Origin of the sequence: Marivirga atlantica, from assembly GCF_016734805.1 — a bacterium.
GTDB lineage: Bacteria > Bacteroidota > Bacteroidia > Cytophagales > Cyclobacteriaceae > Marivirga > Marivirga atlantica.
Genome location: NZ_JAERQG010000001.1, coordinates 1,617,008 through 1,635,370 on the forward strand (window position 1 = coordinate 1,617,008; position 18,363 = coordinate 1,635,370).

The 18,363-nt window shown below is 36.4% G+C and carries 14 protein-coding genes and 1 tRNA gene; 4 read left to right on the top strand and 11 right to left on the bottom strand.

What is annotated here, in order from left to right; all coding sequences use genetic code 11:
- The 11 genes from JKP34_RS07375 to JKP34_RS07425 form a co-directional block, all read right to left on the bottom strand.
- On the bottom strand, positions 1-2,460 hold the full coding sequence (locus JKP34_RS07375; protein WP_201919219.1) for a TonB-dependent receptor: 2,460 nt from the start codon (positions 2,458-2,460) through the stop codon (positions 1-3).
- Positions 2,461-2,476: 16 nt separating this feature from the next.
- Positions 2,477-3,379, bottom strand: a complete 903-nt coding sequence (locus tag JKP34_RS07380; RefSeq protein WP_201919221.1) for an alpha/beta fold hydrolase — start codon at positions 3,377-3,379, stop codon at positions 2,477-2,479.
- A gap of 247 nt (positions 3,380-3,626) precedes the next feature.
- On the bottom strand, positions 3,627-5,024 hold the full coding sequence (locus JKP34_RS07385; protein ID WP_201919223.1) for a hypothetical protein: 1,398 nt from the start codon (positions 5,022-5,024) through the stop codon (positions 3,627-3,629).
- A 134-nt stretch (positions 5,025-5,158) separates the two neighbouring features.
- Entirely contained in the window at positions 5,159-6,673 is a 1,515-nt protein-coding gene (locus JKP34_RS07390; protein ID WP_201919225.1) for an AMP-binding protein, read from the bottom strand.
- Positions 6,670-8,196, bottom strand: a complete 1,527-nt coding sequence (locus JKP34_RS07395; RefSeq protein ID WP_236664914.1) for a sodium/pantothenate symporter — start codon at positions 8,194-8,196, stop codon at positions 6,670-6,672. The genes JKP34_RS07390 and JKP34_RS07395 overlap by 4 nt, the downstream gene beginning before the upstream one ends.
- Before the next feature lie 26 nt (positions 8,197-8,222).
- Positions 8,223-9,212 carry a 3-oxoacyl-ACP synthase III family protein gene (locus tag JKP34_RS07400; protein WP_201919227.1) on the bottom strand — a complete coding sequence of 330 codons (990 nt, stop codon included), beginning with the start codon at positions 9,210-9,212 and terminating at the stop codon, positions 8,223-8,225.
- Positions 9,213-9,264: 52 nt separating this feature from the next.
- Positions 9,265-9,999 carry a 3-oxoacyl-ACP reductase FabG gene (gene fabG, locus JKP34_RS07405; RefSeq protein ID WP_201919229.1) on the bottom strand — a complete coding sequence of 245 codons (735 nt, stop codon included), beginning with the start codon at positions 9,997-9,999 and terminating at the stop codon, positions 9,265-9,267.
- A 233-nt stretch (positions 10,000-10,232) separates the two neighbouring features.
- Positions 10,233-11,474 carry an ATP-dependent Clp protease ATP-binding subunit ClpX gene (gene clpX, locus JKP34_RS07410; RefSeq protein WP_201919232.1) on the bottom strand — a complete coding sequence of 414 codons (1,242 nt, stop codon included), beginning with the start codon at positions 11,472-11,474 and terminating at the stop codon, positions 10,233-10,235.
- Positions 11,474-12,142, bottom strand: a complete 669-nt coding sequence (locus JKP34_RS07415) for a ClpP family protease (RefSeq protein ID WP_236664915.1) — start codon at positions 12,140-12,142, stop codon at positions 11,474-11,476. Before JKP34_RS07415 ends, clpX begins: the two co-directional genes overlap by 1 nt.
- 81 nt (positions 12,143-12,223) lie before the next feature.
- Complete coding sequence (gene tig / locus JKP34_RS07420; protein WP_201919235.1) at positions 12,224-13,564, bottom strand: trigger factor; 1,341 nt, start codon at positions 13,562-13,564, stop codon at positions 12,224-12,226.
- 83 nt (positions 13,565-13,647) lie between these two features.
- A tRNA-Leu gene (locus JKP34_RS07425) sits at positions 13,648-13,729 on the bottom strand.
- Positions 13,730-13,836: 107 nt separating this feature from the next.
- Between JKP34_RS07425 and JKP34_RS07430 the strand changes: the two genes are divergently transcribed.
- The 4 genes from JKP34_RS07430 to JKP34_RS07445 all read left to right on the top strand — a co-directional run bounded on the left by JKP34_RS07430 (position 13,837) and on the right by JKP34_RS07445 (position 18,243).
- Positions 13,837-16,047, top strand: a complete 2,211-nt coding sequence (locus tag JKP34_RS07430) for a RelA/SpoT family protein (protein ID WP_201919237.1) — start codon at positions 13,837-13,839, stop codon at positions 16,045-16,047.
- Positions 16,048-16,094: 47 nt separating this feature from the next.
- Positions 16,095-16,568 (top strand): Fur family transcriptional regulator, encoded by a 474-nt coding sequence (locus tag JKP34_RS07435; RefSeq protein WP_201919239.1) that lies wholly within the window; start codon positions 16,095-16,097, stop codon positions 16,566-16,568.
- Entirely contained in the window at positions 16,568-16,912 is a 345-nt protein-coding gene (locus JKP34_RS07440) for an STAS domain-containing protein (RefSeq protein ID WP_201919241.1), read from the top strand. Before JKP34_RS07435 ends, JKP34_RS07440 begins: the two co-directional genes overlap by 1 nt.
- Positions 16,913-16,974: 62 nt before the next feature.
- Entirely contained in the window at positions 16,975-18,243 is a 1,269-nt protein-coding gene (locus JKP34_RS07445) for an adenylosuccinate synthase (RefSeq protein ID WP_201919243.1), read from the top strand.
- Positions 18,244-18,363 lie beyond the last annotated feature (120 nt).

An 18,363-nucleotide genomic window follows, 5' to 3' on the forward strand; every position in this document is an offset into this window, starting at 1 on the left:
TTATTTACTACCCACAGGAGGAAGGTTAATCTTAAACTCAAAATTAACCAACCTACCGATAAACGGAGAAGCAGTAAATTCTCTAAATTCTGAATCAAATAAATTAGTTACCTGACCTGAAATGGTAAACATATCATTGATATGGTAACCTAAACTAACATCTACATTTACGAAACCTCCTAGCGGTCCATAGTTCCATGTGTCTGCACTTCTTGCATCAGCTACAATAGGAACACCTCTATAGCTTAACTCAGGTTGTGATTTAGCAGCAATCTGGAAGCTTGAGAAATAATCATATTCTTCCACCCATCTGGTGAAGACTGTGCCAAATACTTTTTTACCAGAATAGGTGAGTCCAAAACCAGCTCTATTCTTAGGTGCATTAACCAAAATATCCAGTTTATTAACTACACTGTCACCATTGAAGTCGTTCTCCAGATTATTTTCATCAACGCTGTAGTCAAAATATGAATAGTTAAAATTTAAGCTCAGCGTGTTATTAATAGCATAGTTAATACCAAGATCGAAACCGTAAGTGTTGACTTTCCCAAAGTTGATGTAAGTAGCAACAAGCCCTCCATAGGCACCAAAACCATCTTGTACTTCTGACATAGGTTGATCACCTCTTTCTGTTGCCACACCAACAACAGTTACAGGGCTTAAGAAATCTTCAGAAATGTTATAATAAGCATTGGCATCAAGAAATAAATTCTTTGTCGGTTTACCTTTATAGCCTACTTCTATGGTCTGTATTTTTTCTACTTTTTGTTTTTCAACCATACTGCCATCAGTCAAAGTGAATCCTTCAGCATTGCCTAAAATTAATCCATTAAATAAATTTCCGTACATGTTTAAAATAGTAGGAGCGGCAATTCCCTTGCTATAAGTTAGCCTGGCAGCACCATTCTCAAATGACTTTACAATACCAGCTTTCGGAACGAAATTGAATTCATATACTTCATGGTAATCACCTCTGGCTGCACCGGTTAATTTAAAACCATTGCCTAATTTATAATCTAATTGAGCGTAAGCGCCAATCTGGTTAATAGTGATGAAATCATTTTCATCTTCATCCAATAAATAAGTTCCATGACTGTTGGCCATATCTCTTTGATATTGCGATCCAATTACAAAATCTAGATTACCAAAACCATTGTTATATTGTATTTCAGCATTTACTCTCCTTGAATCATCTACGAATAAAGCACCACTTTGATAAGAAAACTCACCTCTTGCTTCAGCATCTGATAGGCCTGCGTCTATTCCTCTATAATATTGCTTGGTTCTTTCATCGATAGCATAAGTAGAGTCTGTTTTACTGGTGGTTAAATAAGCTTGTGCAAACCAATGATCAGAAATATATTTCAATGTATAGTGATTAATTTTCCAATCTTTAATTTGGTTTCTACCTACATTAGTAGGGGCTAAATAGGTACTGCTGCTTCCACCCCAGGTAGCAACTAATTCAGCATTATCGGCTACTTCATAGACTAGAGAGGCATTTCCTTTGAAAAATTCAAAGTCATTATCAAGTTCTAGCTCTTCATATCCATCGAAATACGGATTATTATCACCATCAAGTCTGGTAATGTAGACTGAATCGGCAAACTCAAACTCTGTTCCTCTTGTGTATTCGCCTGATACTTTGAAGGCTAGTTTATCTGATATTTTTTGTGCGTGTCTTAGTCTGGCAGTAAACATGTTTTGGTTGCCAGCTCCTAAAGCAATGGTTGTTCCTTCGGAAGTCCTTGGGTCTTTCATAATTGTATTTACAAGTCCATTGTGAGCATTAGGGCCATATAATGCTGCATTAGGACCTAATATTACTTCTACTCGGGCTATATCTTCTTTAACGAAGGTGGATAATGGACCTAATGGCAAACCGGTTGCTATAAGCGTGGCGAATCGACCATCATTCACTTGCAAGTTTTTCGAATTAAAATTGCTGTTAAAACCTCTGATATTTACTCCTGTGCCTATTACACCTGAGCGAATAAATTCAACACCTTTTACTCTTGATAATAACTCACCAGGATTGAAAGAGGGTAATTCAGAAATCTGTCTTGAGTCAATTACCTGTATAGTAGCGGGCGTTTCAGTTATTTTTTCAGCTCTTCTGGTTCCTGAAACTACTACTTGATCAGCTAAATAAACCAATGAAGGTTTTAAAACTATATCTCCAAGGTTCGAGCTCCCATTTACGCTAATCTCTTTGCTTTCAAAACCAATAAAACTAAAAACTAGGATTACATCGTTTTTACTTGTTGTAATCTCAAAAGTACCATCCGTTTTGGTGGTACCACCTTGCTGTGTTCCCTTAATATTGATGTTAACACCTGGTAAAGCATCATCGTTATCTCCATCTAATACTCTTCCACTAATAGTAGTAGAGTTTTGTGCGAAGGCAATGCCCGTCCAAAACAGACACGCCACGCTTAATATAGTAGTGATTTTTTTCATGGTTTATTAGATTTATTCAGTTATTCAAAAAATTAGAAATGAGTTTATTGACTGTTTCTGGCTGATCAAAATTGACAAAGTGACCGGCCTTATCAACAAACTCTAATGAGGCATTACTTATGTTTTTTTTGGCCAACAGCCCTATTTTTTCTGTTGTAAGTTCAGGGTGCAAATAGCGATTGGGAATGAGCTGATCTTGTAATCCGTAGATAATTAAAGTAGGGCAAACGATTGCATCTAGGTTTTTAAAAACTGGCTCGTTAAGCATTCCTTCTACTCCCTTGGACACTACATAGCAATATTCTTTAAATTGTGGATCTGATTTTATGAGCATTCTATCGGTATACATAAAGTCAGACTTATCATCCTTTTTATAAAAATTGAGCGCCAAATTAGCTTTGTATTGTTCATCGGAAATACTTGCAATGGCTTCAGGTGTAGATGCATTTATGAGTAAAGTCTTATGTTGATCATTAAATGTTTCTATACCAGCAGGAGCGAGGAGCACAAGGCCTTTAATTTGCTGTGGTCTATTTATAGCCATATGCATGGCAATTTGCCCACCCATAGAGTGCCCGGCTATATTAAACTTTGAAATATTTAGGGACTTCATTAACGCAAATAGATTATTCGCGTGAAAAGTCATATCTGCTTCATACTGTCCTTTAGAAGACTTGCCATAACCAACTAGGTCAACAACTATGCATCTGAATGATTTTGATAATTCTTTAATATTGTATTTCCAAGCTGGAGCATAGCTGCCTAAACCATGAATGAATAAAACCACTTCTTTATTAGAAGTGCCTTCATCAGCATAGGCCATGATCATGTCACTTACAACTGACACTTCATGCATCTGGAAGGGATAATCTAGTTTTTCAAACTGACCTTGTGCAGTTACTTTCTTTGGACTATTCATAAATAAAATCAGGCTTAAAAAAGCTACGATTGCTAAGCTTCCTCTATTGAAATTATATTTTGAAAACATTGTTCTTAACAGAATTTGCTTTGTTAAAAATTGTATACGCTAAACTATGAAAGCTATATTCAAAGCAATTACAGTATGGTATAAAAATAGGGTTGACTATTAGAGTTAAAATTTAAACTATGGCCTATTTCTTTAATATAACTGTATAAAAATTATGTGAGGGAGGGGTGACTATTAGTTAAAATAATTCAGGGATGACTCTTTTAGTGTCATCTAAAAGTTCATTTACAGCCTTGCTTCTATTACTAATTTTATCGTATATCTGTAAAAATGATTTTACAAATGTCCGTAGTTCATCGAACTCTATTTTTTCAGACTTATAAGAGGCTGCGTTATTGTACCATTCTAAGGTTGCTACTGATTTGATTTTTTGTAAATACTTCTCTTCTTTTTCAAGTAGTTTGTACTTTGAAATAGTTTGACAAATTTTTCTATACTGTCCATTTAAAAGTAAAGCCCTGAAATAAATTGTGAAAAAGAAATGCCATCTATGCTCCATCAATTCTTTCTTAAATGCATTAAGAAAAATTTCAGCATGGGTAATTCCTTTGGCAATTTCACCTGAGTCTGTAAGGCAGCGTACGTAAGAGGCAACAAAGCTAACTCTATGGTGAAAATTAGGACTTTTATTGGCTTCAGGAAAAGCTTGTCGCATTAATACAAGGGCCTCTTTTATTTGCCCTTTTTTAAGTAGAACGGTGTTTAAATTATTTATATAGTGTAAGTAATCACTATTTTTTACTCTAACAGATAAATAACCATATTTTTGAGCAAGGTCTAATTGGTTTGCTTTACTATGAAACAGAAGCCTGTTTCCGTAATAATTAATAAGTATCCTTTTACTGTAAAATTGACCTGATTCAAGTAATGGCTCAACCTCGCTAAAAAGACTTTCCATTTTCTCTTGCTGATTATAATTGTAGTACAGAAATATGAGCCGGACTAGGGCGTAGTATCTGTTCATACCATCGATCATAGGATCTCTAAAAATGGTCAGTAACCAATGTTCCCATTGCTTAGATTCCTTATCATTAAAAGTATATTGGTTCGTGATATCATAAGTAGCTTCTTGTATTCTACCATAAACCCATCTACAATGATCGTAAGTGTTTTTGTATTTATTAACAAATGAAACTGCTTCATTATATTCCTTGTGCCTCATCCTCACCAGCAAATAGTTTAATAAATGCATGGCTAGTTCGAACCGCTTCATGAAGTAGTAATGCGTAGTGTCAGTATTTCTGATAAAACTTAAGAGCTGATGCTCATCTTCAGTACTGATTGCGTCTTTCATCAATTTTTGCTCTAATACAATGAGCGCATCAAATTCAATGTCTACATCCGCTTTAGATAAATTGTCATCTATCCAACGCATCAATCGGCTGTATTTTCTTTTGTCGATGTGAGTAGAAAAAATGGGTTGGTTAATGGTGCCAGCTACAAGCTCATGAGTTTGTTTAAGAATTGTTAAGTTTTCTGAATCTACAAACTGCTGTATATTAAGTAGATAGGTGGTTTCGTGTGGAAGTAATCCACTTATAAATTCATTAAACTTTTTGAGCTTTTGTTTCTTCAAGTATTTAAAATATGATAATTATATTAAATCGACACCCTTTAAAGGTAATCTATTTTAAAGTTGAATAGCAAACAGAAATAACACACAACTCAGACAAATCAGGAGCCATGAGCAGTTGATATACCCAGATTTCTTTAAGTTAGATGAGTGCTTTTCACTTCGTCAGTTGCTGATAATAGTTTTCTATCAATTTTACCTGTATCATTTTTAGGTAGCTCTTTCATTACTTCGAAATACTTGGGTACTTTAAATTTAGCCAGGTGCTGTAAGCAGAAATTTTGAATTGCTGAAATGTCTGTTTTTGCTTCTTTAAAAACTACGATAGCCTTGCCTACCTCCCCCCATTTAAGATCAGGAACTCCTACAACACAAACTTCTTTTACACTTTCATGCTTAAGTATGCATTGTTCTACTTCAGCAGGATAAACGTTTTCACCTCCTGAAATAAACATGTTTTTGATTCTATCAACTACATAGAGATAACCTTCCTTATCTTTTAGGAGAATATCTCCTGTTTTAAACCATCCATCTACTATTGCCTTTTCGGTGGCTTCAGGATTTCTCCAATACCCAGGTGTCACTATAGGTCCTTTGATCCAAAGTTCACCTTTTTCGTTTTTATCAACAGCTATTCCTGATTCATTAACAAGTTTTGTTTGAAGGTAGAAATTGGGGAATCCTATTGATCCCCTCTTTCTAATAGCATCATTAGCTTCTAAAGAAGTAATGTTTGGTCCACATTCTGTTAATCCATAACCCTGTCTTATTAACACTTCTTTTTGGCTCCAATCTTCAATTAGAGAAACAGGCAGGGCCTCCCCACCCACAATCATATAGCGTAATCTTTGAAAATCAATTTTTTCAAAAACTGCACTTTCTCTCATAAGCCGTACCATAGTGGGAACTGCCATAAATATGCTAACCTTTTCCTTTTCCAGTGTCTGTAATACTTTATCGGCTTCAAATTTTGGCATCATTATGAGTGTACCTCCAAAATGCAAAATGGGAGCGGTAAGTACGTTCCAGCCTCCTGTGTGAAAGGGAGGCATTACATTTAAATTGACATCATCGGAATTTATTTGCAATCTAATAGCTGTATTAAGGCTATTCCATAGCATCATACCATGTGAATATATAGCTCCTTTTGGTTTTCCAGTTGTTCCAGATGTATATAAAATAAATGCAGGATGATTTTCTTCTAATTCTTCTGCTGGAAAATCATATGCTTCATCACAATTCTCCTGAAGAAGCACTTGAAGTTGTTCGAATTCAAGTAGTTTATGTTCTGCTAAATAAGGAACTTCAGATAGCAAATGTTTGTAATGTGAAGCAACAACGATTAAGCTCGGATCAGAATTTTTTACTAAAAATGAGATTTCAGTAGCGCTTAGTCTAAAGTTAATAGGAACTATAATAATCCCTACCTTTTGTGCCACACCTAGTAAATTGACATATTCAGCATGAAAATCAGCAAGAACTAGTATTCTATCCCCCTTTGTTAAATTGTGCCTATCTTTAAAATAGTGGCAAAGCCAGTTTGTACCATTATTTAATTGCTTATAGGTGAAACTGGTGGTACTGTCAACTTCTGTTAAAGCTGTTTTTTCAGGACAGTATAGGCTCCATTTATTAAACCAGTCACAAATCATATTAATTGTTTTTTAGGTAATACCTTGTATAATATCAAGCCGATTCCTGTAGAACTTAGTATTGCTATTGCAGATCCTATAGCGGGATTTTTTACAGTAGCTTGCATATAGGGAGTTAATTCTCCATAATAAATACCGAAGTGCACAAGCAAACCTGTAGCTGCAGCAGCATAAACAGCCTTAACATTTGTTCGAGGTAAAAACATACCAAACAATACGGGAATGAAAGCACTGGAGAAATACGCATAAACGCCATTTTGAGCAAAAATAGCCACGCTCATGTTGGGGTTTATCAATTGCTGATATGAGAAGATAAATGAAACAATAGCTAAAATTATAATTACTATTTTATTGATCATGATGGCATTCTGCGGAACAGCCAATTTTTCCTGAATACTTGTAGGACTTACCTTCATAATTATATCCGAAGTTATTGTACTTGAAAGACTTTGAATCAACCCTTCTAATGTAGACATACCAGCTGAAATGAGACCAAATATAATAATGATGCTCATATAAAACGGGAATTTTGTGACTACATAAGTGGAAATCAGTCCATCTGGAGCTATCTTCTCTCCATTGATTAATAATTCCGGGAATTCAATTCGAGCATATAAACCCGCTACAACTACTAAAAAGAATAGAAACTGAACTATTCCACCTACGATTAAATATCGGTTAACATCAGTTTCTTTTTTCAGCAGGAGGGATTTAGTGAGAATATGTGGCTGGCAAATAACAGCAATACCCACCACCATTTGACAAAAGATAATCTCGAAATAATCACGAAAGAGTGGGCTTTGCGGATTGAGTGGTTTAGTCAATATAGGGTCTATATTTCTCAGTTTTTGCATAAAACCGTTTACCCCGTCTTCCAGGTATTCAAAGCCTGAACCTATTAATAATATAGCTACTAGCAGCATAGCAAAGGCTTGAATAGTATTTGTATATACCATTGAGTTTGCTCCTCCGAACATCATATATCCGAAAACGAAAACGATCACACCGGATAATACATAAATAGCTTCTATATTCAGTGCTTTTGATAATACCTGACTGATACCAACACATATCAGTACAATAAAGGTGATCAATAGGAGAGAGAGACATGCGAAGTATAAGGCAAAATTTTTACTTCCATATCTGTTGCCCATCCATTGCGCCATGGTTTGTGCCGATACCTTACTGCCGAATTTTCTAAATCCTTTCGTTAGCAGCACGAGGGAGAATATGGCTGCGATAGGTAGTGCCAAGCCATAAGAAATGAATCCGCTGATACCATATGTGCCGATAAGACCTGGATTGATTATAAAAGTTGCCGCGCTAGTAATAGAAGCAGCAAGTGATAAGCCTATGAAGGATGGTGAAAACTGCACACTTCCAGTGGCATAGTCATTCATAGTCCTTGTTTTTCCTGAACCTTTAATTACAAAATAGATAACAGCCAAGGCATATAAGCATAAAAGTATGATTGTGCCATTAGCTACAATGTTTTGGCTATATATAAGGAAGATATATTTCAAATTGAGTTTATTTTTATGAAGACAATTTATAAACGAAAGGCAGCTCCGGCAAACGAAAGCCCACCTCCTGATCCAATCAAAAAGATGATATCACCTTTTTTAACTTCCCCATTTCTGACCGATTCATCTAAGGCCATTGGAATTGCTGCAGACCCAGTGTAGCCATATTTATGCATAATGTACTTGGCTTTGTCTTTCTCTAGACCTAAGTTATTTAACATTTCATATATACTGTTGATATTGATTTGAGTCATAAAGAATTTGCTCACCTTGCTTACAGGTATATTAGCTTCCCTTGCCATTCTCTGGCTCATTTCAGTCCACATTGTAGGGTTTAGTTCTTTTGGGAATTTCTTAACAAATTGAAGTTGATGTTTACCTTCATCCACTACCTGCTTAGTAGTTGGGCACCCTGATCCTCCAGCGTAAATACCCATCCAGTCATGGTATTGGCCTTGTGTAAACTGATGAGCATTCAGAAACCCGCTCTCTGTATTTTCCTCTGCACTGAGTATAACTGCTCCCGCTCCATCAGCAAAAAGTGTTACGGTTTTTTTATCTTGTTTATTAAGAAATTTACTCATAGCATATGCACCAATTACTAAAATATGCTTGTATTGCTTATCGGCTAAAATATATTTAGAGGCTGTGTCAATTGCAGCAACAAAGCCGGCACAAGCCGTATTTAGATCGAATGTACCTGCTCCGTGGGCCTTTAAGCGATGTTGTAAAACTGCAGCAGTGGCAGGAGATATATATTCAGGAGTATCTGTGGAAATGATAATTTGGTCTAAATCCTTTGCCTCAATCCCTGAACTTTCTAATGCCTTGGTAGCTGCTTTTTCGCACAAGTCAATAGTGGATTCATCATCATCACACCAGTAGCGTTGTTCGATAGTAAGGTTTTCACGTAACCAGGTATCCACATCTTCACCCAGAAGTTCATTAAAGTATTCATTTTTCAATAATCGCTTAGGTACATAAGAGCCTGTTCCACTTATTACTGCTTTTCTCATAATTTTTTATTAGTGCCCCAAAATAAGGGTGCTAGAATTTAAAGGATGAATTTTAGATGGTTACAGCCCCATCTACGCTTAAGGTAGTACCGCTGATAAATGAAGCTTCATCAGATGCTAAGAAAGCGTATGCACTTGCAATTTCTTCTGGCTTACCTAATCTTCCGAGAGGAGTTTTTCCTTCCATCATATTGATGACCTTTTCAGGCATTTTCTTTACCATCTCTGTGGCAATAAATCCTGGAGCAACAGCATTTACCGTTATTCCTTTTCTACCTAGTTCTTTCGCCCATACTTTGGTCATTCCTATTACCCCTGACTTGGTGGCAACATAATTTGATTGGCCAAAATTGCCATAAATACCAACTACTGATGAAGCATTGACAATCCTTCCATAAGCCTGTTCAATCATATAAGGGGAAATCAATTTGGTACAAAGGAATACACCATTGAGATTTACATCTATAACCTGTTGCCATTGGTCAATTGTCATTTTGGCAAGAGTAGCATCTTTTGTGATACCGGCATTGTTAATGAGTATATCTATTCTACCAAAATGCTGAAATACTTGTTGAGCAGCTCTTTCTATTTGTTCAGCTGAGGTGATATCTACCTGATAGAATTGAGTGTTATCACCTAATTCTTTTGAGGTTTGTACGCCAGATTCTTCTGTTACATCCCATATGGCTACTTTAGCACCTTCTTTAATGAATTTCTTAGCGGTAGCTTTACCGATGCCGTTAGCACCGCCTGTTATTATAGCTATCTTATCTTTTAGTCTTTCCATGAAATCGTTTGTTTGGAAAGCAAATTGTATAAAAGACCAAAATTTAGTTGATGGTTGCTGTCAAAAGGAGAGGTTGACTATTTTTAATTGAGATGGAATTATTAGGTGATTTATTACCAAAAACATCTAGGGGAGGGGTTGACTATTTATTGTGGCGTGTTCAGGTATTGGTATATAAAAAGAGCTTTCACCAATTTTGGTGAAAGCTCTTTCAAGAATTTATACGATAGAATCTAGGCTACTCGTAGATTTTTAAACTTAGACTTCTCGAACTTCTCTTTAGCATATGATTTGTCAATCACCAACTTTCCACCTTCACCTTTGCCATCAAAATCGAACATGGCATCTGTCATAATAATCTCACAGATTGATCTCAAACCTCTGGCACCTAATTTAAAGTCATCGGCTTTCTTTACAATATACTCTAAAGCCGAATCTTCGAAAGTGAGATCAATGTCTTCCATTTCGAAAAGCTTCTTATACTGCTTCACCAAAGCATTCTTAGGCTCGGTTAATATCAGCTTAAGTGTTTCAGATGTTAACGGATCAAGATGTGTAAGAACAGGTAACCTACCAATTAGTTCAGGAATTAAACCGAAGTTTTTCAAATCCTGAGCAGTGATGTACTGCAATAGATTATCCTTATCAATTTCACCTTCCACATCGTCTGATGACTTGGTGAAACCTAAAGGAGTAGTATTCAATCTTGAGGCAATTCCTTTGCTGATGCCATCAAAGGCACCACCACAGATGAAAAGAATGTTCTCTGTATTCACATTGATCATCTTCTGATCAGGATGCTTTCTGCCCCCTTGAGGAGGTACATTTACGGATGTGCCCTCTAACAGCTTTAACATAGCCTGCTGAACACCTTCACCACTTACATCTCTGGTGATAGAAGGGTTATCAGATTTACGGGCAATTTTATCAAGCTCATCAATATACACGATACCACGTTCTGCAGCTTCTACATTGTAGTCTGCTGCCTGCAGTAGGCGCGTTAAAATGCTCTCCACATCTTCACCCACATAACCAGCTTCTGTTAAAACAGTAGCATCGGCAATACAGAAAGGAACCTGCAGTATTTTGGCTAAAGTTTTTGCCAAATAGGTTTTATCGGTGCCGGTTTCACCCACCATAATGATGTTTGATTTCTCAATGGTCACATCATCATTGGTTTTCTTCTGCATCAACCTTTTGTAGTGGTTATAAACAGCAACAGAAATTACCTTTTTTGCTTCATCTTGCCCCACTACATACTTGTCCAAATGCTCTTTCATAGACTTTGGTCTAATAAGGTTGAACTTTGGATCCTTCGAATTCGATTTCGTTTTTACTTCTTCTTGTAAGATTTGCTGTGCCTGCACGATACACTTGTCACAGATGTGAGCATGTATACCAGATATCATCAGGTCAACATCTTTCTTATTGCGTCCGCAAAACGAACAGGTAACTTGTGCGTTGTCTTCTGCCATTACTTTTTCGCTAATACTTCATCAATTAAGCCATATTCTTTGGCTTCTTCTGCGCGCATCCAGAAATCTCTGTCAGAGTCTTTTTCTATCTGCTTATAAGTTTTACCACTATGCTTAGATAATATTTTGTATAGGTCTTCCTTAACGGACAAGGTTTGCTTTAACGAAATTTCCATGTCTGAAGCCTGACCTTGCATGCCACTCATTGGCTGGTGAATCATAATTCTCGCGTGCGGAAGGGCCGATCTTTTGTTTTCAGCACCACCGGCAAGTAATACCGCACCCATACTAGCCGCTAAACCAGTACAAATGGTACCTACATCAGGAGTGATGTAATGCATTGTGTCATAAATACCTAAACCGGCATAAACTGAACCTCCCGGGCTATTGATGTAAAGACTGATGTCTTTCTTGGCATCTACTGATTGTAAAAAGAGAAGCTGTGCTGTAATAATGTTAGCAATATTATCATCTACCCCCATACCCAAAAAGATAATTCTATCCATAATGAGTCTCGAGAATACATCAATTTCTCTAAAATTAGTAGGTCTCTCCTCAATAACTGAGCGAGTCATATTTTCAACTTGCTGCACATATTGGTCAACATGGCTGCCCGGTATGCGCTCACCTTTAACGGCAAATTTTCTAAATTCCTCTTTATTAATCATTTAAAGTATTTTTATGAAGTACAAAAATAAAAAAAAAGTCCTTCTTTAAAAGGACTTTCAATATAACGGTGTTTTTGTACTTTAGTTATTGTCAACAGCTTTTTTGAAGCCATCAAGGTCAACTTTCTTTTCAGTAACCTTGATTTGAGACTTGATGTAGTCCATAGCTTTTTTGCTTAATAACTCTTCAAATACTTTTCTATAGTTTTCACCATTCTCTCCTTGCAGGTAGTTGTTGGCAAAACTATCCAAGTTGTTTTCAAGCTGATCTGACATGCCATACTGACCAAACTGCTGCTTGATCATTTCTTTGGTATGAGCCATTACGTCTTCGTGCTCTACTTTTAAATCTTCATTGTTGTCAGCAATTTTGTTCTTGATAAGGTTCCATCTTAAGTCTTTTGCATAAAGATCATATTCCTTATCAATTTGCTCTTGAGTTACTTTTCCTTCGTTACTTACAAGCAACCAGTTTTTAAGAAACTCATCAGGTAAACCTATTTTAGTTTTCTCAACTAAATGGTTCTGAATATCTCTGCTTAAAAGGTTTTCAGTTTCTCTGTTGTAATTTTCAGCAATGGTTTCTTTGATCTTGTTGTTAAATTCTTCTTCTGATTTAACAGCATCTTTACCAAATACCTTATCAAATAATTCCTGATTGATTTCAGCAGGCTTAGTTCTCTTGATTTCCTGAATAGCCAATGTGTAATCGCCTTTTGTTGCAGCAGCATCAGTCTCGTTTTGGCCTAAAAATCTTGATTTAGCTTCAACTGAAGTAAAAGCCTTTTCTACGTCAAAAGTAATAGAATCTTCTTTCTTGGCACCTACAAACTGTTTTTGAGCTTTCTTTTCAAGATCGTTCAGAGGTAAAACAACTTTCTGCTGTTCTTCTTCATTTTCTGATACTAATTTACCGGTAATCGTATCTCCAGCTTTAGCAGTATCAACTTCCTCCTGCTCGCCATACTGCTCTTTAAGGTTGTCAAGTGTTTCTTTCATCACCTTGTCATCAACCTTAATGGTGTATTTGTCAACTTTTACTTTATCATCCAGCTTTAATTCGAATTCATCAACCAAACCAAGGTTGTATTCAAATTCAAACTCTTTTTGATTATCCCAATCAATTTTAGCGGCATCTTCCTGATTAGGCATAGGTTCACCTAAAATCTGAAGCTTTTCATCTTTGATGTAGTCATTCAAAGATTTTGATAACAATTGATTGATTTCTTCTACTAAGATGCTTTTTCCATAAAGTTTCTTAATATAAGAAGCAGGAACTTTTCCAGGTCTAAAACCTTTTATATTGGCTTTTTTACCATATTCCTTAATCTTTTGTTCAACATTAGGTTGATAATCATCTTCTTTTAATATAATTTTAATAGAAGCGTTTGTTGAATCCTTTTTGTTGAGTGTAATGTCCAAAATGCTATTTTTTTATGGTGATATATTACGAAAAAACCCTCAACTGAGGTATTTGTTACCAAAAGTTAAGGGTTGTTCTTGTGTGCGGATGGAGGGACTCGAACCCCCATGCCGTGAAGCGCTAGATCCTAAGTCTAGTGCGTCTACCAATTTCGCCACATCCGCTTTCATTAAAATTGAAGTGCAAATGTAGTAAGATTAATTTTTTATGCAATAGGCAAATTGAAAAAATATTGGTTTACTTTGAAAAATAATTTCGCTGACAATAATTTATGTTAGAAATAGACTTTGAAGAAGAAAGAAAAGTAATTTTAAGAGAGTATCGTAAGCTGCTTAGAAAGGCAAAGCCATTCCTTAAACCGGGTGATGCCAAATTGATAAAAAAGGCTTTTACAACTTCTATGGAGGCTCACAAGGACATGCGCAGGAAGTCCGGGGAGCCTTATATTTTGCATCCAATAGCAGTTGCGACTATAGCTGTTGAAGAAATTGGTTTGGGTACCACATCAATAATAGCAGCATTGCTGCATGATGTAGTAGAAGATACGGAATGGGAGTTGGAGGATATCGAACGAGAGTTTGGTCCTAAAGTAGCACCTATTATCGATGGTTTAACAAAAATTTCTGGAGTATTCGAATACGGAACTTCGCAGCAAGCGGAGAACTTTAGAAAGATGCTCCTGACTTTATCTAAAGATGTTCGGGTAATCCTTATCAAATTGGCGGATAGGCTGCATAACATGCGTACACTTGAGAGCATGCCACGCAATAAACAGATGAAGATTACATCTGAAACCATCTACCTTTATGCACCGCTGGCGCATCGTCTCGGTTTATATGCAATCAAGTCTGAACTTGAAGATCTTCATTTAAAATACACCCAAAATGAGGTTTATCGCGACATTGCTAATAAAATCAACGAGACCAAAACCGCACGGGCGAAATTCATCAAAAGCTTCACAAGTCCCTTTGAAGATGATTTAAGAAAAACTAAGTGGGATTACGTAATTAAGGGAAGGCCTAAATCAATTTATTCAATTTGGAATAAAATGAAGAAGCAGAATATTCCATTCGAGCAGGTTTACGATCTTTTTGCCATCAGAATAATAATTGATGCACCCGTAGAAAACGAAAAAGCAGCTTGCTGGGAGGTTTATTCTATTGTTACTGATTTTTACAAGCCTAATCCTGACCGCTTGCGCGATTGGATCTCTACTCCTAAAGCCAATGGCTATGAGTCACTACATACCACAGTTATGAGTGATAAAGGTCAATGGGTTGAGGTGCAAATTAGGACCAAACGGATGGATGATATCGCTGAAAAGGGTTATGCGGCACACTGGAAATACAAAGATAGTTATTCAAACCCTGAGCAAACCAGACTAGAACAATGGATTGCCCGGGTACGTGATATGCTTGAGTCAAATGACACAAGCGCTATCGAATTTGTTGATGATTTCCGCTCAAATTTATTTTCTGATGAAGTATTTGTTTTTACCCCAAAGGGTGAATTAAAAACACTACCAAATGGAGCTACAGCATTAGATTTTGCTTTTGATATTCATACAGAAGTTGGTGCAAAATGCATAGGTGCCAAAGTCAATCAGAGACTGGTGCCCATAAATCATGAGCTTAAAAATGGCGATCAGGTTGAAATACTGACATCAAATAAACAAAAACCAAATGAAGATTGGCTTCGATTCACAGTATCATCCAAAGCTAAATCAAAAATCAAGGATGTTCTTAAAGAAGAGAAGAAATCTGCAGCCTTAGAAGGGAAGGAGATTGTCTACAGAAAGCTGAAGCAGATGAAGATTGAACCTAAAGATGAGGTAATCAATCGTATTAGAGCTTATTTTAACGAGAAAACACCGCTAGATTTATATTACGGAATAGGCACGGGTAAGCATGATCCAAAAAACATCAAGAAATTTCAGGATGAAGTGCTTGAACCAAAGCCAAAGTCAGGCAAGCGTATAAGACAAGCTTCAGATGCTAAAACCTTCGAAAAGGAACTAAAGCAGGCGAAGGGACAGGATATGCTCCTCATTGGGGAAGATATGGACGTAGTGGATTATACTATAGCAAAATGTTGCAATCCTATTCCGGGTGATGATGTCTTTGGATTCGTTACAGTGAATGAGGGTATAAAAATTCATCGTACCTCTTGTCCAAATGCTCCGGAATTACTTTCGAACCATGGAAACAGGGTAGTGAAAGCCAGGTGGACTTCTCAACAGGAAATAGCGTTTTTGGCTGGTCTACAAATTATAGGCACGGATAGAGTAGCATTAATAAGTGATGTTACTCAAATTATCTCTGATGAATTGAAAGTTAATATGCAGTCCATTTCGGTAGATACACAAGATGGTATTTTTGAAGGTAAAATTCACTTGTTTGTACAAAGTACCAAGCATCTAGATGATCTTATTGCAAAGCTCAGAGCAGTTAATGGTATTGTTAAGGTGAATCGTTACGATTAAGAAACCTTTTTTCTATATTTGCGACTAATGTCAAGAAGGGAGGAAAAGTGTTAAACGAAAAGGTCTTTAAAGAAGTAAAACAGATATTTACCGCCTACTTAGAAAACAAGGGTTTGCGTAAAACCCCTGAACGATATGCTATACTAGAAGAGATTTATACTCGTTCAGGTCATTTTGATGTTGAGTCTTTATATATAAGTATGAAGAACAAGAATTACCGGGTAAGTAGAGCTACCGTATATAATACGCTCGATTTACTTGTTGAGTGTGATCTTGTGAGTAAACATCAGTTTGGTAAAAACCTGGCCCAGTATGAGAAATCTTACGGTTACAAGCAGCACGATCATGTAATTTGTGCTGAGTGTCATAAGGTGGTAGAGTTTTGCGATCCGCGATTACAAAATATAAAAACAATGGTGGGTGATTTGCTAAACTTTAGAATAATGCATCACTCATTAAACTTATATGGCATTTGTGGCGATTGCCAGGCCAAACTTAATTTAGAAGCAGAAGATAAATAATGGATTTTCAACACGAAGTCAAAAACAATATTATACACCTTAATTTATCGGGTGATTTAATCGGAGAAAATAACGGTCCGGGAATCCTCGATGCAATTAATGATCACCTAAATAAAGGTGTTAACAAAGCTGTTGTCAATATCGAGAATGTTCGTTACATGAACAGTAGCGGAATTGGAGTTCTAATAACCATTCTTACCAAACTGAGAAATAAAGGGGGAGAAGTGGTTTTATTGAATCCGTCTGATCAGGTAAAGAAGTTGCTTGTGATCACCAAGCTCAATAATATCTTCAATGTTTTTGAAAAAGAATCAGAGGCTATAGATTTTCTGGAAGCCGCATAATCATAAATCACTTTTAATATACTTATCAAAGAATAGCATCAAGCTATTAAAATACAATCAATATGAACATGGATGTTTTGCTCGGACTGCAGTGGGGTGATGAAGGTAAAGGTAAAGTTGTAGATGTATTAGCACCAAAATATGATACTGTAGCGCGCTTTCAAGGAGGACCTAATGCAGGTCATACTTTAGAATTTGATGGTATAAAACATGTGTTGCATCAAATACCTAGTGGTATATTCCGTGAAAACATCAAAAATGTCATAGGCAATGGGGTTGTGCTTGATCCTGTTATCTTTAAAAAAGAGATTGAAAAGTTAGAGCCATTCAATATTGATTTTAAAAAGAACCTATTCATATCTAACAAGGCACAGTTAATTTTGCCTACCCATAGATTGCTTGATGCGGCCTATGAGAATTCTAAGGGAAATAAAAAGATAGGGTCGACATTAAAGGGAATTGGCCCTACTTATCAGGATAAAATTGCCAGGTTAGGCTTGAGAGTAGGTGATATTCTTTCAGATAAGTTTAAGGAAAAATACAACGAATTAAGAAATCAGCATTTAGCTATTCTTGATTTTTATAAACATGAGTATGATTTAGCCCCGCTTGAGGAAGATTTCTTTAATGCGGTTGAGTTTCTTAAAACTTTTAACCTGGCTAATTCAGAGTACTTAATCAACAAAGAACTGCAGAATGACAGATCAGTTTTGGCAGAAGGTGCACAAGGTTCTCTCCTAGATGTTGATTTTGGTAGCTATCCGTTTGTTACAAGTTCCAATACAACAACTGCTGGAGTTTGTACAGGTCTTGGCGTAGCACCTAATAGAATAGAAAGAGTCTTCGGTATTTTCAAAGCCTATTGTACAAGAGTAGGTAGCGGCCCGTTTCCAACAGAATTGTTTGATGACAGCGGGAAAGAGATGGCAAAAATTGGAAATGAGTTTGGAGCTACTACAGGTCGGCCACGCAGGTGCGGATGGTTGGATTTGCCAGCTTTGAAGTACGTAGTGATGATCAATGGGGTAACAGAGCTCTTTATGATGAAGTCAGATGTTCTCTCTACTTTTGAAACAATTAAAGCGTGTACCCATTATAGGCTATCTGATGGCACCGTAACTGATGAATTCCCCTACGACATTGTAGAAAATGATGTAGAGCCTATATATAAGGGATTCAAAGGGTGGGACTCTAGCTTGGATGGTATCAGTTCTTTCGAGGGGCTTCCTAAAGAATTAACAGATTATATAGCCTTTATTGAAGAATATTTAGGTGTCCCAATCAACATGGTTTCAATAGGACCGGATAGAAAACAAACTATTTTAAAATAACCCGACTATATAACTTCTTGATTACTAGGGTATAGTTAATATTGCTAGAAAAAATCATTAAAAACTTTGCAAATAGTTATTGCGGGGGATAAAAAAGGGGTTACCTTTGCACTCCCGAAT